Origin of the sequence: Frankia umida, from assembly GCF_023242945.1 — a bacterium.
Taxonomy (GTDB): Bacteria; Actinomycetota; Actinomycetes; order Frankiales; family Frankiaceae; genus Frankia; species Frankia umida.
The window spans coordinates 18464-37655 of the sequence record NZ_JALKFT010000018.1 but is presented as its reverse complement, the minus strand read 5'-3'; the positions used below and the strand labels follow the sequence as shown (position 1 = coordinate 37655).

Sequence of the window (19192 nt, the reverse complement as noted above, 5' to 3'; positions counted from 1 at the left end):
AGCAAGTAGACCTGCTGTCTCGCGAATCGCTGGCAGTCCAACCAGGTCAGCATCGCCATGAGCGACCAGTTCCTCGACGCCGCCCTCCGAGACGCTTACCTCGCCCGCGACGTCGTCACCGCCCGGGCTGGCACGGCTCTCACCACGACTTGCAGGTCCCAGCAGACGAGCGATCTGCCATCGTCCGGATCGGTGGAGTGTCGCTGCGGCGCCGCCGCGGGCTGGCGGGTCACCATCGGCCAGGTGGGCAGCTGGTGGCGCGATGACCTCGGACGTGCGGTGTCCGCGCTGGTCGCGCTGCTGTCGGCCGCGGCCTTCACCGTCGTCGGCGCACCCGCTTCTGCCCCCACACCGGCCGCTGTGACCGCCTCCGTTTCCGCATCCGTCCCGGCCTCGGCGTCCGCGGGGGTGTTCGGGGTGCCGTTCGAGGTGTTTTCGGGTCATGGGCCGGGGTCGGTGGCGTTGGACGACCTGCGCGGTGACGGTCGGACCGACATCATCACGGTCAATCTCGGCGACGCGACCGTCGCGGTGCTGCTCGCCGATGGGCATGGCGCGTTCGGGCCCCCGCAGCTCTATCCCACCGGGCCTGGTCCGTCCGGGCTGGCCACCGGGGACCTCAACGGCGACAACGTGGTGGATCTGGCCGTGTCCAACCAGTACAACGCCACGGTGACGGTGCTGCTCGGACGTGGGGACGGAACGTTCGGCGTGCCGGTGGCCTACCCGACCGGATCAGGGCCGTCCGGTGTGGTCATCGGTGACCTGACCGGGCGGGGGACGGCTGACCTGGCCGTCTCCGATCAGTTCGACGGGACGGTGGCCGTCCTGCTCGGCCGTGGTGATGGCACGTTCGGGCCGCCACGGCTCCTGCCGGCCGGGCCAGGGCCGTCCGCGCTGGCGGTGGACCGTCTCAACGACGACGACTGGTCCGATCTGGCGGTGACCAATGTCGCGGACGGCACGGTCGTCGTGCTCGCCGGTGCCGGCGACGGTCGGTTCGGGGCGCCGCGGCCCTACCTGACGGGGCCGGGGCCGTCCTCGGTGAGCACCGGGGATGTCACCGGGGACGCGCGGGCCGACCTGTTGGTGACCAACGCCGGCGATGCCACGGTGAGCGTCCTGCCGGCTACCGGCCATGGCACGTTCGGGGCAGGCTGGTCCTATCTGACCGGCCCCGGACCGTCCTCGGTGACCCTGGGTGATGTCACGGGGGATGAGGTGGATGACCTCGCCGTCGCCAATGCCGGCAACGCCACCGTCTCGGTTCTGGTGGGTCGGGGCGACAGCAGCTTCGCGCCGCAGCGGATCTACCCGGCGGGGCCCGCGCCGGCCTCGCTGGCGGAGGGCGATCTGACCGGTCGCGGTGGCACCGACCTGGCCGTCGCGAACGGCCGCGGCAGCACCGTCTCCATCCTCCCGGCCGGGGTCGGCGTGGGGCAGCGACAGCCGACCTGTGACGCACACCCCGGATCACCGGATATCGCCTGGTAGTGGGCGTTTGGCCGATACTCTGGCCGCGCCATCCGCATTGTGCGGATGCACCATCCAGCGGTGTGCCTCCGGTCCGGCGGCCGCGACATGGGCGCGTGGTTCTGTTTCGCGCGCCCGTCAACGCGGAGGAAGACGTCGATGAGTTGTACTGCCAGCCGGTCCGGGGCGCGGGCACAGAGTGCGAGCGGGAGGTCACCGAGACCACGGCGGGGGCGGGGACGGCGGCGCGGCGCGCTGGTGGCGGCGGCGCTGACGGGAGTCATGGCGCTGGTGGCCGCCGGCTGCGGCGGGTCGACGGACGGCGCGAGCGACGGTGCGCAGGCCAGCCCGTCCACCTCGGCGACACCACACACGGTGACCGACTCGACGGGTGCGGCGGTGCGGGTCCCCGGGGTGGTCAACCGGATCGCCGACTCGTGGCCGGCGCACAACGAGGTCGTCCAGATGCTCGGCGGCGGCGACAAGATCGTCGCGACGGTGCTGACGCCGGCCTCGGTGCCGTGGCTCTACACGATCAGCCCGAAGATCCGCCAGGCAAAGACCGTGTTCACCACGACGACGGCGAACACCGAGGAGCTGCTGAAGACCCGTCCCGACGTGTTGTTCAACAACGCGGGCACCCAGGTCGGCTCGAAGACGTCCCAGGTGGGCATTCCCACCCTGCAACTGAGCTTCCAGACCTTTGACGGGTTGAAGAAGGTCGTCAACACCACCGCGGACGTCCTCGGACCCGAGGCGAAGGCCCAGGCCGCGCGCTACAACACCTATCTGGACGGCGAACTCGCCGCCGTCCGGGCGAGGACGACGCCGATCGCGGCCGACCAGCGGCCCAAGGTGCTGCACATCTACTCGCTGAACCCGCTGGTCGTCGACGGCACCAACAGCATCATCGACGAGTGGATCACCGCCGCCGGTGGTCGTAACGCCGCCGAGGTCAAGGGCAACGCCCGGCAGGTGACCAAGGAGGCCGTCGCCAGCTGGAATCCGGACGTCATCATTCTGGCCAGCAGCGCGTTCACCGGTAACGACACCGGCGCGCAGACCCTGGAGAAACTGACCACGGACCCGTTCTGGAGCAACCAGCCGGCCGTGCGCAACCACAAGGCGTACATCAACCCGACCGGCGGCTGGCACTGGGACCGTTACGGCATCGAGGAGGCCCTGCAGATCCAGTGGGCGGCGAAGACCCTGCACCCCGAACTGTTCACCGATCTCGACATCGTCGCGGAGACAAAATCCTTCTTCCGCGACTTCCTGCATTTCACCCTGACCGATGACCAGGCCACCCGCATCGTCAACGCCCAGGACCCCGCGTAGGCAGCACCGCCGGTGCTGGTGTCAGGGCGGTTCGCTACGCCCCGACACCAGCACCATCCACTCCGACGTCAGCGCCGGCGCCAGTGGCGGTCTTGGCGGTGCCGCTGGTCTCGGTCACCTCGTCGGCACCGCCGCTCTCCCAGCCGGCGCCGGGCGCGGCGGAACCCGCCGGGATCACCCCGATGGCGAGCCCGGCCAGGGCCGCCGACAGCAGGAACCCGGCCGTGTAGTCGGTGGCGCCGACCAGCCATCCGACCGCTGCCGGGGCCAGCGATCCGACCACGTTCTGCCCGGTGTTCTGCACCCCCAGCGCCCGGCCCGCCCACAGCGGCCCGGCCCGTTCCGCGATCGCGGTGAAGGACAGGCCGTTGGTGCTCGCCGTCAGCCCGCAGGCCGCCACCAGCAACAGATCACTCACCGCGGACGGACGTAGCGCCGCCAGCCCCAGCGCCACGAGCAGCACCCCCGTGGCCGCGGCCAGCTGACGCATCGGCCGCAGCCGACTGCCGACCCGGTCCGACCACACGCCCGTGCCGATCCGGCTCGCCGCCCCCAGCGCCTGCCCCAGCGCCATCACCTGCCCGGCGGACGTGGCCGACCAGCCCCGCACGTCCACCAGGAACAGCAGGCCGAAGGCGCTGATGGTGAACTGCGGCCACACCAGCAGCGCGCTCGCACCGTGGATGCGCCACAGCACCGCCCCACGGTAGGGGTTCACCGCCCGTCCACCGCCCGGGCCCGCGGCCGCGCCCACCGGACGCGGCGGGTCGACGACCAGCAGCCCCGCCGTGACGGCGACCGCCGCCATCATCGCGGCGAGCACCAGCACCGTGGTCCGCAGCCCGAACCGTTCGGCCAACGGCGGCACCAGCAGCGCGGCGATGCCCATCCCCAGCGGCGTCGAGATCTGCCGGACCCCCATCGCCAGGCCCCGCTCACGGCGGGAGAACCAGCCCATCACCACCCGTCCGCTGGCCGCGAACACCGACGCGCCCGCCGCCCCCGCCAGCACGAACACCACCCCGAGCGCCACCGCCCCGTGGGTGAACCGCACCCCGCACAACAGCAGCGCCGACAGCAGCAGACCCCCGCCGAGCACCAGCCGCTCGCCGTAGCGGTCGGCCAGCGCACCCCACCCGACCAGCGCCAGGACCAGCCCCAGCGTCGGAGCACCGACGACCAGCCCGGCCTGGGCCAGCGACAGCCGCTCGCCGTCCCGCAACTGCGGCACCAGATACGGGACGCCATAGACGAAGGCACACGCCACCGTCTGCGACCCGGTCCCCAGCACCAGCATCAGCCAGCGCCGCCGCCCCGGATCCGACGGGCCCGAACTTCGCGCCGCGCCGCGCTCCACGGCCACCACCTTCTCACATTATGAGATGCACGATCCCCTATCTGGGACGATAATCCCACCGGACGGCGCGGCACCCGCCGATCCGTCCCACTGTGAGCCGTCGAACCACCGCCTCCCAGAGCAGCGGGTCAGTCGGTGGCGGCGGTGGAGGTGGCGTTGGCGGGCGCAGGGGCGGGGGCGAGCAGGGTGTCGCGAAGCTCGTCCAGGGCGGTGGGGGTGGCGCCGTGGGCGAGCAGGAAGGAGCGGACGTCACCGTGGCGGTCGCGGATGCGCGCAAGGGTCGCGACGATCAGCTCCGGCGGGCAGGTCAGGAGTTCGGCCGGTACCGGCTTACCGTTCGGCGCGGTCGACAGTGCCTCGGCGATCTCGCCGACCAGGTAGCGCGCGGTCAGCGCGTAGTCGGCGGCGATGGTCTCGTCCGGTACCCCGAGCAGAGCCAGCGTCAGGGCGATCACCATGCCGGTGCGATCCTTGCCGGCGCTGCAGTGCACGACGGCGGGTAGCGCGTCGGGTGCGGCCAGGGCGAGCACCGCGGCGGTCAGGCGCTCCCCGCGCTCGTCGACGGCGAAGGTGTAGAGCTTCTCCAGCGTGAGGGGGGTGTCATCGTCGACGAGTGCCCTCAGCGCGGAGACGGCACCGGCCGCGACCGCCTCGCCCGCGGTGTCCACCCGAGGGTGCACGGCCGCGCCGGGCCCGGCGGAACCGGCGGGTTCGGCTTCGGTCGTCGCGGCGGTGCTGGGGAGCACCGCGGCGTAGACGGGAATGTGCGCGATGGTGACCGGCACCGGGCCGAGCATGTCGGGCTCATGCTGGAACTCGGAGAGTTCCCGCAGGTCGACGACGGTGCGCAGGCCGATCTCGGTGAAGGCGGTGTGGGCCGGCTCGCCGAGGCGGTGCATCGCCCCGCAGCGCAGCAGCATCCGCCAGCGCACCGTCCGGCCGTCGACGGTGCGGTAGCCGCCGACATCACGCAGGTTGATCGCCCCTGGCAGGTCCAGCACCCGCGCCGGATCCCCGCTGACGACCGGGGCGGCACCGGGATCCGCCGCGGCTGCTTCGACGGTGTCACCGGACACGTTGTTCGGGATCACGCTGGTTCCTCCACGGATCGTCGCGTTGACTGCGGAAAGTCCTTTCCCCCATCCTCGCTACCGGGCCGAGGCTCCCGCCCGGTGAACCACGCACAGCCCGGCGATGAACAGCGACCGTTACCAGGTCAGCAGGTCAGCAGGGCGGGCGGTCAGCCGGTCACCAGGTCAGCCGGTCGGGGCGCCGGGCGAGGATGACCGCGGCGGTGTTGCGTCCGCTGGCGCCCCAGACGCCGGCGCCGGGGAACGTGCCGGCGCCGGTGAGGTACAGGCCGGCGACGGGGGTGCGGTAGCGGCTGAGTTCACGCTGGCGGCCGAGCAGCGCGGCGACGGCGCCGCCGGGGAACGACGGGGCGTAGCCGCGGGCCATCGTGAACTCGCGTTCGTAGTCCGGTGGGGTCATCACCCGCCAGTCCCGCACCGCGGCGAGCAGCCCCGGGTCACCGAGCGAGGCCAGGCGGCGCAGCCATGACCAGGGACGGGACTGGTCATCCCAGCCGCCCGCGACCTGGTAGGGCGTCCACAGCACCTCGAGGCTGAGCAGGTGGGTGTCCGAGGTCGGGCGCAGGGTCGGGTCGAGCACCGAGGGGACGTTCAGCAGGAGCATCGGCGGGTCACGGACCCTGCCCGCGTGGCGTGCCGCGGCGGCGCTGACCTGCTCGGCGGGGGTGGGGCTGACCAGGACGGTCGGCACATGCCGGGTGTCGGCGGGCAGCACGTCGACCGGCAGCCGTTGCAGGGCGCGCAGTCCCGGCAGGGCGGAACTGACCGCGTCCAGCTTCGATTCGTAGCCGTCGGCGGCGGGGACGGCGGCCCAGCGGGCGCGCAGGCGGGCGGCGGCGGGCACACCGTCGAGCCAGTCGACGAGCACGGTCCGCGGGTCGGTGGCGGTGACCACGGTGGGTGCCCGCACCGAACGTCCGTCGGCGAGACGCACACCGCGGACCCTGCCATCGCGGATCTGCACCCCGGCGACCCGCGCACCGGTGATCAGCTGGGCACCGTGCTGGCGGGCGCAGGCGGCAAGCGCCGCCGGCAGGGCACCGCTGCCCCCGGCCGGACGGGCGACGCCGATCAGGTGACGCAGGGCGAAGCCGAGCGCGCCGAGGCCGCTGCCGGGCGCGTCGGGGGCGAGCCCCCAGACCGCGGGACCGTTGGTGTGGGCGGCGGCGATCAGCCACGGCGGCAGGCCGAACGACCCCAGCACGTCCTGCAGGCTCGCGCGGGCCCAGGCGAGCACGGTCGCCGAACCCCGCAGGCGGCGCCGGCCCGCGCTCGCGGCGATCGCCAGGCTGGACGGCCGGGACTGCTGCACCGCCTGGACCAGCCGGGCGGCGGGCAGGGCCACGTCGAGGTAGCGCCGGTAGGCGGCCGCGGCCGCCGGGTCCGTTCGGGCCAGGCCGTCCATGGTCCGTTCGATGGAACGCCAGTGGACGAACACCGGCTCGTCGCCCCAGCCCATCGCGATACCCATCGGGTCGACGTCGAGGTAGCGCAGCCCGTAGGCGCCGAGTTCCAGTTCCTCGACGATGCCGCTGGCCAGGACCATCGTGTGGTCGCAGTTGCAGATGTTGACCCGGGCGCCGATCGCGTCCACGGTCGACGCGCAGCCGCCGACCTCGTCGCGGGCCTCCAGGAGCACGACCCGCCGGCCCGCCCGGGCCAGGTAGGCCGCGCAGGCCAGCCCGTTGTGACCACCACCGACCACCACGACGTCCGCCACCGCCGGCAGGGCGTCACCACCGAAGTCCCGTCGATGCTCCGTGGCCGGCCGCAACTCCAGCATCTGCGTCACCGGGACGGCCCGGACGGACCAGCGGAAGGGGCCTGGCCGGCGGAAGAGGCTGGGTCGGCGAAGGGGGCTGGGTCGGACCGTCCGGATGGGCCAGGGGTGCTGCCCGGGCGGGGGCGGGGGTCGAAGCGGGCGATCTCGGCGAAGGACTCGCCCGCGGTGGCGAGCATGGCCGTGTAGAGCGCCTTGCCGCGTTCGGCGGTGGCGCCGGTGGGATCGCCGATCGTGCCGTCGGTACCGAAGTCGTCGGACAGCCAGCCGAACGACACCGCACCGCCGAACCGGACCCGCTGGTAGTCGGCGATCTGCTCCGGAACGCTGCGCACGGCCAGGTCGAGCCGGACCAGTTCCGGTCGCAGGTGCAGCAGCAGCGACGTCTCGTCGATGCCGGCGTGGATGCCCATGCCGCGTTCGGCCGCGGGCGAGGTGCCGCCGTGGTCGGCGGGCAGCGACGGGTGCATGACGAAGGTCCGCAGCCCGTGGGCGAGGCGGATGTCACGGGCGGCGACCTGGAGCAGCGCACTGTTGCCGCCGTGGCCGTTGAGGAACACCAGCCGGCGCAGCGGCGTGGTCGCCAGGCACCGGGCCAGATCGTCCAGGACGGCGAGCAGGGTCGTCGCGGACAGCCACATCGTGCCCGGTGACCACGCGTGCTCGTTGGACTTCGAGTAGCCCAGTTCCGGTAGCTGCCACAGGTCCAGGGCGTCCCCGAAGGCGTCCATGCTGTCGCGCACCAGCGAGTGCGCGATGATCAGGTCGGTGTTGACCGGCAGATGCGGACCGTGCTGCTCGATCGACCCGATCGGCAGGACGGCGACCGCGTCCGGCGACAGTCCGGCGACCTCGGGGCCGCGCAGCTCGCCGAAGTGACGGCTCATCGGAACACCTCGCGGCTCTGGTCCGAGTGGGTCATGGCACGGGCACGGTCGCCGGTCCCGGTACCGATGCGGGCCCGGGGACGTGGGTGGGCAGCAGCGGGACGACCTCGCGGGCGAACCGTTCCAGCTGTGTGCGCACCCGGGGGTAGGGGTCACCGGGCATCCCGGGGAAGATCACCAGATCGGTGAGGCCGAGCAGGTCGTCGAGCTCGGCGATGTGCGCGGCGACGTCGTGGGCGGTGCCGACCGCCCACGGGCCCTGCGCCATCGAGTCCTCCAGGGTGGGGACGAACGTGCCGCTGGCGGGGCTGCCGTCGGGGCCGAGGTAGCCGCGTCCCCAGCCGTAGGGGGCGAGGAAACGCCAGAACTCGTCGTGGCCGGGTCGCACGGTGGCCATCGCCGCGGCGCGGGTGTCGTCCACGGCGACGTTGAGGACCAGCATCCGGCGTTCACCGCGGGCGAGGGTGCGGCCGTGCGCCGCGGCGAAGGTGTCGGCGAAAGCATCCCAGTCGGCGGCGAGACGCCGCTTCTCCTTCAACCAGAACACACCACCGAGGCCACGGGTCGGCACCGCGCGCAGCGTCGGCGGGCTGGTGACGGCCTGCCACGTCTCGTACGGATGGCGCGGCCGGGGGACGAGGGTCAGCTCGCGGGTCTGGCCGCCACGGTCGGGGATGCCCGGTGGCGGCAGCTGGAAGTGCTCGCCGGCGTACCGGAACCGTTCACGGGTGAGCGCGAGGTGCAGGATGTCGAGGCTTTCCTCGGTGATCGCCCGGTTGCGCGCGTCGGCGGCGGCCGCGGACGGGTTGTCGTAGGAGCCGACGGACACCGCGCCCGCGGTCAGCGGCAGCATCTCCCGGGGCACCGTGCCGCGGCCGACACCGAGGATGCCCCGCCCGCCGGACAGGTTGTGCAGGACGGCGAAGTCCTCGGCCAGCCGCAGCGGATGCCACTGGCCGACGACGTTGAACATGGTGCCGATCCGGATCCGGCTGGTCCGCGCGGCCAGGAAAGCCCCGAACAGCAGCCCGTTGGGCACCACCTCATAACCCTCGTGCTGAAAATGGTGTTCGGTCAGCCAGAAACTGTCATAGCCGAGTTTCTCGGCGAACTCGCCACAGGCCAGAAGTTCATGCTGAGCGTGGTCGAACGCCGCCTGTTCGTAACGGCGTTCGGTGGGTTCGGTGCCGCCAGGTCCGGCGTCGGTCATCTCGACTCCACCGAACAGGAACACGCCGATCCGCACCCGGGCACCTCCGCATGTTGATAGGATCAACACGCTCGTCCGGCGCCGTGACGCCACCGTCAGGTCCAGATTTCGCCCAGGCAAAACCTGGCCGCCACGGCGGTTCGTCGATCGATTTCCGCAGAATCCGCGCCGGGCTGGCCAGCCGTGCGGTGGCGGCTCGCTCCGCCCCGCTCACAGCACCTCACGCGGAGGACCGATGACGGACGCCGACCGACCCAACCTGTTCGACGCGGACAATCACTACTGGGAACCGAGCGATGCCTTCACCCGCTATCGCGATCCGGCATACGCCGATCGCGGCGTGCAGTTAGCGATGGTCGATGACCGACTGCGGTATGTCGTCCACGGTGAGTTGCATCCCTGGATTCCCGGCCCGGGTGACGTGAATCCGCGGCCACGACCTGGGGCGTTGTTCGACTACTTCGCGGGCCGGGGCACCAGGAACGAGGTGGCGGCCAGCCTGACCGCGGAGAACCCGGCCGAGCACCCGGAGTGGTTCGACCGGGACGCCCGACTGAAGGTCATGGACGCCCAGGGCCTCGACGCCTGCTGGATGTTCCCCTCCCAGGGGGTGTGCATGGAAGGTCCGATGCAACCCGACATCGACGCGGCGGTGTCGATTCTGCGGTCGTTCAACCGGTGGCTTGACGACGACTGGGGTTTCGCCTACCAGAACCGGATCTTCAGCGCCCCGTACATGACCCTCTCGGACATCGACGCCGCCGTCGCCGAACTCGACTGGAGTCTCGACCGGGGTGCCAGAATCGTCGCACTGCGACCGGGTCCGGTCTTCACCGTGGACGGTCTTCGCTCACCCGCCGATCCGGCCTTCGATCCGTTCTGGGCACGTGTCGCCGAGTCCGGTGTCGTCGTCGCCGTGCACGGCGGTTTCGAGGACGGTCATCACGAGGTCGAGGACGCGATTGCCCGCACCTGGGGTTACCGTAGCCGGCGACGCGAGGGCGCGGTCAGTTCACTTGCCTATTACGAGCCTTTCGTGGACGCGCTCATTCACGATCGCCGCACCCACGACTTCCTCGCCGCGCTGATCACACATGGCCTGTTCGAACGCCATCCCGGCGCACGTGTCGCGAGCATCGAGAACGGTGCCACCTGGGTGCCCGGGCTGCGCCGCGTTCTCCTCAGACTGCACACGCAGAACCCCGGAATGTTCCGCCGGCATCCGATCGACCAGCTCGACGAGAACGTCTGGATCGCGCCCTTCGTCGAGGACGACGTGACGGAACTCGCCCGGCACATGCCCGTGGAGCGCATCCTGTTCGGCTCCGACTGGCCGCACGCGGAGGGCTTCGCCGAACCGAACCAGTTCCTCGCCTGCCTGACCGGTTTCTCGGCGGAGGACCAGAGAAAGATCATCCATGGCAACGCCGCCGCGTTGACCTTCGCCACCGCGCACTGACCTCACGGACGCGCACTGATCTCGCGGGCGCGCACTGACTCTCGCGGGCGCGCCCTCAGTGGTTCTGCCGGACGACGACGAGGCGGACCTGGTCGTCGTCGTCCAGCGCACGCCAACGGTGTCGGCCGGGCCAGGCCGCGTTCGAGCTGGCTCAGGAACGGGTGGCTCAGACCCGCGCGGACGCCGGTCAGGTGGCGCCAGGACGGCCGAACGCGACCGCCGCGTCGAGCAGCAGCCGGTCCGCGCCGGGCGGGCCGACGATCGCCGCGCCGACCGGCGCCGCTCGGTCTGGGCCGCCCGACTCGCGGCCGCTGGGCGCGGTCGGCACGACGCAGCTTGGCAGCCCGTAGGCGCTTGCCACCACGGTGGCGCGAAGCGTCGCCCGTCGCCAGGCCTCGGTGTCGTCCCGGCCCGCGTCCCGTGGATGCCCCGGGCCCCCCGCGGCGGGACGCACCACCCACGTCGTCAGGCCGAGCCGGTCGAGCAGGCGGGCCCGGCCCTCGGCGATCCGGCCGGCGGCGGCCTGTTCGACGTCCGCGTCGATGGTCGCGCCGACGCGGAACCGGGCCGCCACCGTCTCCCCCAACGCCCCGGGATGCGCCCGAATCCAGCCGCCGCGCAGCCGCCACGCCTGCGCGGCCTGGACGACACGAAACGCCTCGAGCAGCCCGTCGACGTCGTCGTCCTCGCGTACCGGCCCGACCACCAGGTCCGCCCCGAGCACGTCGGCGAGCCGGGCGGCGACCGTGACCAGCCCCGCCGAGTCGACGACCAGCAGCTTCGTCGGTTTCGTCGGCTCCCCCTCCGGCGGCGGTCCGGACGGCAGCAGCACCTCACCGACGCCGCGCAGCACGTCGGCGTCGGCGGCGAGCCAGCCCACCGTGTCGAAGGACGGTGCCAGACCGAGCAGCCCGCCGGTGGGCACCAGGCCAGGGGTCGGACGCAGTCCGTACAACCCGCACACCGACGCGGGGACCCGCACGGACCCCGCGGTGTCCGTGCCAAGACCGATGTCAGCCTGCCCGGCGGCGACGGCGGCCGCCGGCCCGCTGCTCGACCCGCCGGTCACCCGATCCGGAGCCGCCGGATTGGGGGGTGTGCCGTAGTGGACGTTCACGCCGCTGAGCCCGAAGGCCAACTCGTCCGTCTGGGCGATGCCGACGATCGACGCCCCGGCCGCCCGCAGCATCGCCACCGCGTCGGCGTCGCGCGGTTCGACCGGGGCCCGCGCCAGCCAGGTCGGATTGCCGGCGCCGACGCGGTAGCCGCCCACGGCGAACAGGTCCTTCACCGCCACCCGCAGCCCGGTGAGCGCCCCGTCGGCCACCGGCCCCACCAGCGGCTCCCCCCGCTCCCGCCAGACCGACGACACCCCGATCCCGGCGGGAACACGGTCGGTGTTGGGGGCCGGGGCGGGATCCGTCGGGGTGACGCCGGCGGGGAGCGGACGCAGGATGCTGAAGTCGGCGAAGTCGTGGCGCAGAGCGGGACGGCGCAGCAGGTCGGTGCCGGGGCGCCCGGGGGCGCGTCCGGCGACGACCTGGTCGAAGGCGTCCGCGGCGCGGCGCAGGAAGTCCGGGCCAACCCGGTAACGCAGGGTGTGCGCTGGGAAGATCTCGCGGATCGAGCCGGCCAGGCGCTGGTGCAGGGTGCGCAGGGTGGCGGCGAAGATCTCGATGGCGGCGTCGGGCTGGTGCACCCAGAAGTCGCCGGTGATGAGGGTGTCGCCGGCGAACAGCAGACCGGCGCGCTCGTCGAACAGGCACAGCGAGTCCGGCGAATGGCCGGGGGTGTGCAGCACCGTCAGTTCGCGTCCACCGAGGTCCAGGCGTTGCCCGTCGGTCAGCGGGGCGGGTGTGGGGCCGGCGGGCACCGTCCAGGCGTCGGCGGCCGGGGGAACCGGGCGGGGGGTCGTCTCGGCGGTGAACTGGTGGAAGAAACGTTCGTCGTCGGCGCGCCGACGACGGTAGGCGGCGTACTGCTCACGGGCGACACCGAGGTAGGCGGCCAGCCGCTGCGGCGCGACGGCGCTGGTCACGGCAGGTGCGGCCGCGGGGTGGGCGGCGATGTCGTCGAACAGCCAGTTGCCGCCACGATGGTCGTCGTGCCCGTGCGAGTTGACGGCGAGAACCGGCCGGTCGGTCAGCGTGCGCGCGGCGGCGTGGATGTCGGCCAGGCCCAGGCCGGTGTCGACGAGCACGGCCCGCTCGTCGCCCTCGATCAGGAAGCAGTTGACATGGCCCGGTTCGGCGACGAGCCAGGTCCGCGCGGCCAACGGGCGCAGCGCGAACCAGTCCGCGACCGCCAGCGGCGGCGCGAGGGTGGCGGGGGTGGCGGGGGTGGCGGGGGTGGCGGGGGTGGCGTCCGACGTCACAGGGCGGCGTCCGGAGATCCGGGCGAAGATCCGGATGGGATTGCGGGGAGAGCCGCGGGAAGGGCGGCGAGGACGGCGCGGTCCTCGGCGTCGGTGCTGGCCCGCGGGCCGCGGCGCACGAGGGCGGCGAAACCGTCGTCCGGGCACATGAGAGTGAGGGCGTAGAGCCGGCCGGGACCGGTGTTGCGGATGTGGTGCAGCGAGGTCGGCGGCAGCACCAGGGTCGCCCCGGCGGCGACGGGAACCCGCGTGTCGTCGCAGACCGCCAGGCCCGTCCCGCGCAGGAACACGAACAGTTCGGTGGAGATCGGATGGCTGTTCGGGGGCTGCGCGCCGGCGACGTCCCAGGCCTCGAGCAGCACCGTGACCGGGGAGATCTCCGGCCCGGCGAGCACCCCGAGGCGGACGCTGTCCCCCGCGCTGATGCGGCGCATCTCCAGGGCGTCCGGCCCGATCAGCACAGGTGGCACGGCGACCATCGGCTACCTCCCCCCATCGGACGTGGCGCCGCCGGCATCCGAGGCCAGGGCGGCGTCCGAGGCCAGGGCTGCGTCCGAGGTCAGGGCTGCGTCCGAGGTCAGGGCTGCGTCCGAGGTCAGGGCTGCGTCCGAGGTCAGGGCGGCGTCCACGGTCAGGGCGTCCACCAGGGGGGTGGAGTCGGCGACGAAACCGAAGCACTGGGCGACGTTGTAGACGGTCGCGTCGTGGCAGAACGGCGGGGAGGTCGTCGCCGCGCAGTCCTCGAGCAGCACGACGTCGTAGCCCAGGCAGGCCGCGTCCGTCAGGGTCGCCAGCACGCACTGGTCGGAGTTGACCCCGCCGAACAGCACGGTGGTCACCGCGAGGTTGCGCAGCACCGCGTCCAGCGGGGTGTCGAAGAAGCCGCTCATCCGGTACTTGTCGACGCGCAGATCGGTGGCCGGCGGGGTGAGTTCGTCGACGATCGCCGCCGACCAGCTGCCCGCCTGCAGCGTGGGGCTGCCCCCCGGGCGCGCCGGGGCTCCCAGCCCGCCGCCGCTGCCGTCCGGATCGTAGACGTGGCGCACGCCCGGCGGGACGTTCGCGAGATCCGCCCGGTTGCCCCAGTTCAGCCAGATCACCGGCACGCCGGCCATCCGCAGCGGTGGCAGGACGCGGCGCAGCGCCTCGATCGGCCGGCGGGCCGGCGCGATGTCCACCCCGATCGAGGCGAGCCAGCCCGCCGGATGGCAGAAGTCGTTCTGCATGTCGACCACGACGAGCGCGCTGCGGGCGAGATCGAGGGTCACCCGCTGTGGACGGGCGTCGAGGGTGACCGGCCGCGGTGTGACCGGTTCACGGCGCAGATCGACGTGCCCCGCCGTAACCCCCCAGGAGTTCCGGGCGGCGCCCAGCCGGATGTTGACCACGCGAACATCCTGCGACCAGCCCTTTTCCCCCGCGTTGCCGCCCCGTTGCGCCCCGATGCCAACCTCCGGCCAACCCTGGCATGCTCAGCTCCTGGAGATCCCGTGGTAGACCGCGTTCGCGATCTCCTCGAGCCAGTCATCGATGAGCAGCAGGTTCTTCGCGGTCCAGGACACGCGCAGGTCGTAGGCGGCGTCGCCGTCGAGCTCGGCGAGCTCGGCGAGCCCGTCGAGGATCTTCCGCTGGCCGCGACCAGCACCAGCACCTCGCCAACCGGCTCGTCCGCGACCAGGTCGACAGCCGGGTCGACGGCGAGTAGCTCACTATCGATAGCGATTATGACGGTGATATCGATCTAAATGATCAGATCACATATCATGTTGCCGTTGCCTCACAGCAGGAAGAACTAAGCGAAGATTTTACGATCGATGGCGACAGTGGCTCTGGCGTATATCGATCTTTGTCGAGCACCAACCTGCGCGTCTACGGCATACTGGGCGGCACCTGGCTTGAATTTGTCGATCCAGATGATATTTTTTCCGATATTGATGAAGCGGGATTTTACTACACATTCGACCAGGAAATTCAAGATGACATCGGTACGTCGGTTCCAACTGACGCGGTATCCTAATATCAGGTACCCGCAGGACAGGACCAGCGTCTGAAGGGTGGGATCGGTGGAGATGGCCAGAAGGCTCGATGTCTCCGCCGTTCCACCTCGGCTGTTCGCATCCTGGTTGCTCCTTCCCAGGGGCGAAGGGCTGCAACGGGCGTGGAGCGGACAGCCACCAGGTCCGGAAGCCGGCTTGCGCTCCATGGTCTGCGACTTCACTGACCCCGTGTCGGCTCCACTACTGTGGAGTGGTTGGCCATCCCATTCCAATCGCGAGTACGACGGTAGCGTCGAGGTGCCGTTGCTACTCACTGTGAGCTGGGCCGTCGCCGAACACTTCAGGCCGGACCGAGAGTTCGACGTCTACCAGACAGCGATGCACACGCCCGTTCGCCGCTGGCCTGCCGGGACGCTGATTGCACCGGCGATGGAACCCCTGTGGCTCACCGAGCGCCTCGCGGAACATCTCGCACCGATCCGGGAGCCCAACCCTGCCGTACAGTACCGTTGGCCGGCAGAGATCCAGACAGCGGAGATCGATTCCACTGGGCGAATACTCGGCCTGTCGGGCGTCATGGGCCCGGGCGAGGTGGTAGCAAGGCTCGACTTCGAGGAGGCCGCTGACCAGGTCACAGTGCGTGTATGGATTGGCATCGACCCGTCCCTCCCGCAGCGGCTTTCGCGCACGTTGGCCTCCGGCCCAGCTTCTTCTCGTAGCCGCGGCCGCACGAGGCCCGGGCGGCGGTGGCGGACCAACGTAGTCCTGGCTCGTCCACTGGGGTGTCGTCTCCTCTACGACGGCGGTTACCGGGACACCGCGGCCCGAAGCGCGGCGCGACGCGCATGGTTGGCGGGCGGTCTCGCACCGTCGTAGGGCAAGGGCCACGCTCCGCGCTGGGCATCAAAAAGCGGCCGTGCGATAACCCAGAGGGCGACCTGCTTGTTGTGCCGGAGCGTGACGTGTCTGGGGCTGTAAGAGGGACGCACCCGCTCGGCCGAGGTGTTGGAGTTCGAGGCGGATGGTTCGGCGACACTGCATGTGGTGACTGCGCCGGAGACGGCGTGTCGATGTCCCGGCTGCGGGACCGTGGCGGTGCGTGTGAAGGAGCGTGTCGGGCTACACGGCGCGGCACTTTGTGATGGCGCCGTTGCGGGTGACGCTCGACAAACGGGTGTTGACCTGTGGGAACGGAGCATGCGAGCGGGGTCGTTCGTCGAGCCGGTCGGGTTCACCGCGTCGGGTGGGCGGGTGGCGCTGTCCGCGCTCGACACGGTCGGGTATCTGGTCGGTGATGGTGTGGTGTCCGTCGACGTGGCCGCGCGGTGGGCGCGGATGGCGTGGCACACGGCGCACGGCGCGTTCGTCGCCCTCGCCGAGCGGGCCGGTATCACAGTCAGTGACCAGGGGTGGTGAGTGAGCTGCTCGCCGTCGACCCGGCTGTCGACCTGGTCGCGGACGAGCCGGTTGGCGAGGTACTGGTGTTGGTCGCGGCCGGCGCGTCACCGCCGGCGGACGAGCCCTGGACCGAGCCGGCGGATAAGCAGGAGAGCCGACGCCGGTTGACGAATGCCCCTGTGACCGCCTGGATCCGTCTCAGGAACGCGCTGGGTTACGGGCCCGGCCGGCTCTCGGACCGCGGCCGGCGGAAGATCCTCGACAGGCTCGGCCCCCGGAGTGTTCGAGCTGACCTGGGCCGCGGACGGAAGAGCACTTTGGACGTACGGTAGGCCGCTTCCAGATCGGCCAGGCACGCACATCGTCTGGCTGCATGTTGGCACACATCAGATCTTCGACCAAGAGCCAGCGTGACCTGTTTGTCCCGATACGGGGCATAGCGGAACCGCGGGATAGCGAAGGCGGTGTAACGCCGGGGACATGCGGGTGTGGGAGGGTCTGCGGCCGTGATGCCGCAGCTGAGCGAGGTTCTGGCCGCCACCGCCCTGCGACACCGCGGGGTGGGTGTTCCCGCGGACGCGCCGTATGTTCCGGCGCGGGCGGACGAGGTGGGCTGGGGGCTGTTGCCGAACGCGGTGAGCCGTCCGGTGCTGCGGGTGCCGTCCGGGGCGGCGGTGCGTTTCGACACGATCAGTCATGAGGGGCTGCTCGCCGACCAGGGCAGCGATCCCCGGGGTTTCTTCGGCGCCGCGGGCATCCGGTCCGACCAGATCCTCGACGACGCGCTGGCCCTGCTCGACTCCGGACGCCGGCACACACCCGAGGCCGCCGGCCCGCATGTGGTCACCGGCCCGGTGGCCGTCCGCGGCGCCCGGCCCGGGGACGTCCTCGAGGTCGAGGTGCTGGAACTCGTCCAGCGGGCACCGTACGGGGTGATCAGCAACCGGCATGGTCGGGGCGCGCTGCCCGGCGAACTGCCGATCGCCCCCGCCGACCTGCCACCGGGGGTGGACGTGCCACCGGTGTGCCTCGTCGCGCACACCGACGGCGGTGGGCACGGGGTCCTGCCGGTCGGTGACGGCCGGGCGATCCGGTTCCCGCTGCGTCCCTTCCTGGGGATCATGGGGGTGGCGGTGGCCGGGGGCGGCCCCGTCCACTCGGTGCCACCCGGGCCGCATGGCGGCAATCTCGACATCCGCCATCTGGGCGTCGGCGCCCGGCTCTACCTGCCCGTCCAGGTGCCGGACGCGCTGTTCTACGTCGGCGACCCGCATTTCGCCCAGGGCGACGGCGAGGTGGCCCTGACCGCGTTCGAGGCTCCCCTGCGCGCGCTGCTGCGCCTGACCGTCCACGCCGACGACGGCGCCCGCAGGCTCGCCTGCACGCTGACCGCGCCCTGGGCGGGCACCGACTCCCTGCACATCGTCGCCGGTCTGGACCCCGACCTCGGTGCCGCGATGCGGGCCGCGACCCGCAACGCCATCGCCTTCCTCGGCGATCGGTACGGCCTGCCACCCGCGGTGGCCCTCGCCTATCTCTCCGCCGCCGGCGACTTCGCCGTCAGCCAGGTCGTCGACCAGGTGGTCGGCGTCCACTGCTGCCTACGCCGCGCCGACCTCGCCACCCTCACCTCTCCCCCGCCTCCCGCTCCTCCCCCGCCTCCTGCTCCTCCTGGCCACGGCGGACGTTGATGGCGCTGGTGGCGGGGCTACCGGTGGCGGGGCTGTTGGCGGAAAGGGCTGGAGCGCTGGGACGGAAGTGTCCGCGGAACCGGGGGACGAGGTCCGGACGGTAGGGGAAACGGATACGCTCGATGTCTCGGAGTGGCGGAGGGTGGTCCCGGTGGCGATGACGAACCCGCGGGTCGAGGTGCCGCTGCTGCGGCGGCTGGTCGGTCAGGCGCTGCGCCGCCACCGCCAGGCCCAGGGGCGTACCCTGCGCGACGTCGCGGATGCCGCACGGGTGTCGATGCCGTATCTGTCCGAGGTGGAGCGGGGTCGTAAGGAGGCCTCCTCGGAGGTGCTCGCGGCGATCTGCCGGGCTCTGGGTATCCGCCTGGCCGACCTGCTGGACGAGGTCCGCCTCGAACTCGCCCGGGTGGAGCCGCTGGTCGTGCCGTCCGCCGCGGCCGGTGCCCACCCGGCCCGCACCGCGGCGCTGACCGACCCCGGGTTCACCAGTTCGGGTGGCCCGCAGCTCACCGGCCCGACCGCGGTGGTCGAGGTGCTGACCGGCGCCGTCACCGGGCAGGCCACCGCCGGCTTCCTCGGCCAGCTTCGTTCCCGCGCCGCGGAGCCGCTGGTCGGCGGGTCCGTCCAGGATGCGGGGCGGAACGGCACTTTTGTGTCACTGGGTGTGCCGGGGCAGGGTGTCGTGGGGCAGATCGGCATCGGGCCCGTCGGCGGGATGTCCGGCGCGGCCGGCGACATCGGGCTGTCCGCCGACGGGGTCGGCAGCATCCGCCGTCTGGACGCGACGGGGGTGGGCCGGATGGGTGCGGCGCGGATCGTCGTCGCCGCTGGTGGCGGTGCTATCGCCCGAAGCCGGGCGGGGATGCGTCGGCGTGCCGGGTACGGGCGGCCCCGCTGCCGGCGGTCGGTGGCGGGGCGTTCCCGTCCCACCGCGGCCCACGTCTGATTGCGGCCGACGCCTCCCACCGGGAGAACGGCGAATACCGAGAAGCGTGGTTCGCGGACCTTCGACGCTCCGAGTCCGATATGCGCGGTATCGACGGGACGGTAGTTCGTGGCGGCCACGAACAACGACGGTCATTGTCACCGGATCACGAAACGTTCGGCGGTGACACGGCGGGGCATGCGACTATTGGC

General features: G+C 71.9%; 15 protein-coding genes. 7 read left to right on the top strand and 8 right to left on the bottom strand.

What is annotated here, in order from left to right; translation table 11 throughout:
* Positions 1-57 precede the first annotated feature (57 nt).
* Together MXD59_RS17425 and MXD59_RS17420 are read left to right on the top strand one after the other, a co-directional pair.
* Entirely contained in the window at positions 58-1494 is a 1437-nt protein-coding gene (locus MXD59_RS17425) for an FG-GAP repeat domain-containing protein (protein WP_248825756.1), read from the top strand.
* A 261-nt stretch (positions 1495-1755) separates the two neighbouring features.
* Entirely contained in the window at positions 1756-2811 is a 1056-nt protein-coding gene (locus MXD59_RS17420; RefSeq protein WP_248825755.1) for an ABC transporter substrate-binding protein, read from the top strand.
* Between the two features lie 34 nt (positions 2812-2845).
* Here MXD59_RS17420 and MXD59_RS17415 read toward each other — a convergent pair whose 3' ends face one another.
* The 5 genes from MXD59_RS17415 to MXD59_RS17395 all read right to left on the bottom strand — a co-directional run bounded on the left by MXD59_RS17415 (position 2846) and on the right by MXD59_RS17395 (position 9172).
* Positions 2846-4177 carry an MFS transporter gene (locus MXD59_RS17415; RefSeq protein ID WP_248825754.1) on the bottom strand — a complete coding sequence of 444 codons (1332 nt, stop codon included), beginning with the start codon at positions 4175-4177 and terminating at the stop codon, positions 2846-2848.
* Between the two features lie 119 nt (positions 4178-4296).
* Positions 4297-5259, bottom strand: coding sequence for a tyrosine-protein phosphatase (locus tag MXD59_RS17410; protein ID WP_248825753.1), 963 nt, complete (start codon positions 5257-5259; stop codon positions 4297-4299).
* A gap of 157 nt (positions 5260-5416) precedes the next feature.
* Entirely contained in the window at positions 5417-7042 is a 1626-nt protein-coding gene (locus MXD59_RS17405) for a phytoene desaturase family protein (protein WP_248825752.1), read from the bottom strand.
* Between the two features lie 5 nt (positions 7043-7047).
* Entirely contained in the window at positions 7048-7926 is an 879-nt protein-coding gene (locus MXD59_RS17400; protein WP_248825751.1) for a creatininase family protein, read from the bottom strand.
* A 31-nt stretch (positions 7927-7957) separates the two neighbouring features.
* Positions 7958-9172 carry an LLM class flavin-dependent oxidoreductase gene (locus MXD59_RS17395; RefSeq protein WP_248825750.1) on the bottom strand — a complete coding sequence of 405 codons (1215 nt, stop codon included), beginning with the start codon at positions 9170-9172 and terminating at the stop codon, positions 7958-7960.
* A gap of 199 nt (positions 9173-9371) precedes the next feature.
* Here MXD59_RS17395 and MXD59_RS17390 point away from each other — a divergent pair, with 199 nt between their 5' ends.
* Positions 9372-10595 carry an amidohydrolase family protein gene (locus MXD59_RS17390; protein WP_248825749.1) on the top strand — a complete coding sequence of 408 codons (1224 nt, stop codon included), beginning with the start codon at positions 9372-9374 and terminating at the stop codon, positions 10593-10595.
* 187 nt (positions 10596-10782) lie between these two features.
* Here MXD59_RS17390 and MXD59_RS17385 read toward each other — a convergent pair whose 3' ends face one another.
* The 3 genes from MXD59_RS17385 to MXD59_RS17375 are packed head-to-tail and all read right to left on the bottom strand — an operon-like array spanning position 10783 to position 14357.
* On the bottom strand, positions 10783-12969 hold the full coding sequence (locus MXD59_RS17385) for an amidase family protein (protein ID WP_248825748.1): 2187 nt from the start codon (positions 12967-12969) through the stop codon (positions 10783-10785).
* Positions 12966-13448 (bottom strand): cupin domain-containing protein, encoded by a 483-nt coding sequence (locus tag MXD59_RS17380; protein WP_248825747.1) that lies wholly within the window; start codon positions 13446-13448, stop codon positions 12966-12968. Before MXD59_RS17380 ends, MXD59_RS17385 begins: the two co-directional genes overlap by 4 nt.
* Positions 13449-13451: 3 nt before the next feature.
* Complete coding sequence (locus tag MXD59_RS17375; protein WP_248825746.1) at positions 13452-14357, bottom strand: cysteine hydrolase family protein; 906 nt, start codon at positions 14355-14357, stop codon at positions 13452-13454.
* A 458-nt stretch (positions 14358-14815) separates the two neighbouring features.
* Here MXD59_RS17375 and MXD59_RS17370 point away from each other — a divergent pair, with 458 nt between their 5' ends.
* The 4 genes from MXD59_RS17370 to MXD59_RS26530 all read left to right on the top strand — a co-directional run bounded on the left by MXD59_RS17370 (position 14816) and on the right by MXD59_RS26530 (position 19001).
* A complete protein-coding gene (locus MXD59_RS17370) occupies positions 14816-14986 on the top strand; it encodes a hypothetical protein (protein ID WP_248825745.1) in 171 nt (56 codons plus the stop codon).
* 1177 nt (positions 14987-16163) lie between these two features.
* Positions 16164-16382: a hypothetical protein gene (locus MXD59_RS17365; RefSeq protein ID WP_248825744.1), complete on the top strand. Its 219-nt coding sequence runs from the start codon at positions 16164-16166 to the stop codon at positions 16380-16382.
* A 491-nt stretch (positions 16383-16873) separates the two neighbouring features.
* Positions 16874-18055 carry an acetamidase/formamidase family protein gene (locus tag MXD59_RS17360; RefSeq protein ID WP_248825743.1) on the top strand — a complete coding sequence of 394 codons (1182 nt, stop codon included), beginning with the start codon at positions 16874-16876 and terminating at the stop codon, positions 18053-18055.
* Positions 18056-18212: 157 nt separating this feature from the next.
* The gene (locus tag MXD59_RS26530; RefSeq protein WP_283097070.1) at positions 18213-19001 is read left to right on the top strand and encodes a helix-turn-helix domain-containing protein; all 789 of its coding nucleotides are present in this window, start codon (positions 18213-18215) and stop codon (positions 18999-19001) included.
* Positions 19002-19192: the final 191 nt, after the last annotated feature.

Coding starts and splice junctions, on each gene's coding strand:
- MXD59_RS17425 (WP_248825756.1), top strand. CDS start 58: ATGAGCGACCAGTTCCTCGACGCCGCCCTCCGAGACGCTTACCTCGCC.
- MXD59_RS17420 (WP_248825755.1), top strand. CDS start 1,756: ATGGCGCTGGTGGCCGCCGGCTGCGGCGGGTCGACGGACGGCGCGAGC.
- MXD59_RS17405 (WP_248825752.1), bottom strand. CDS start 7,042: ATGCTGGAGTTGCGGCCGGCCACGGAGCATCGACGGGACTTCGGTGGT.
- MXD59_RS17400 (WP_248825751.1), bottom strand. CDS start 7,926: ATGAGCCGTCACTTCGGCGAGCTGCGCGGCCCCGAGGTCGCCGGACTG.
- MXD59_RS17390 (WP_248825749.1), top strand. CDS start 9,372: ATGACGGACGCCGACCGACCCAACCTGTTCGACGCGGACAATCACTAC.
- MXD59_RS17380 (WP_248825747.1), bottom strand. CDS start 13,448: ATGGTCGCCGTGCCACCTGTGCTGATCGGGCCGGACGCCCTGGAGATG.
- MXD59_RS17365 (WP_248825744.1), top strand. CDS start 16,164: ATGCGAGCGGGGTCGTTCGTCGAGCCGGTCGGGTTCACCGCGTCGGGT.
- MXD59_RS17360 (WP_248825743.1), top strand. CDS start 16,874: ATGCCGCAGCTGAGCGAGGTTCTGGCCGCCACCGCCCTGCGACACCGC.
- MXD59_RS26530 (WP_283097070.1), top strand. CDS start 18,213: ATGACGAACCCGCGGGTCGAGGTGCCGCTGCTGCGGCGGCTGGTCGGT.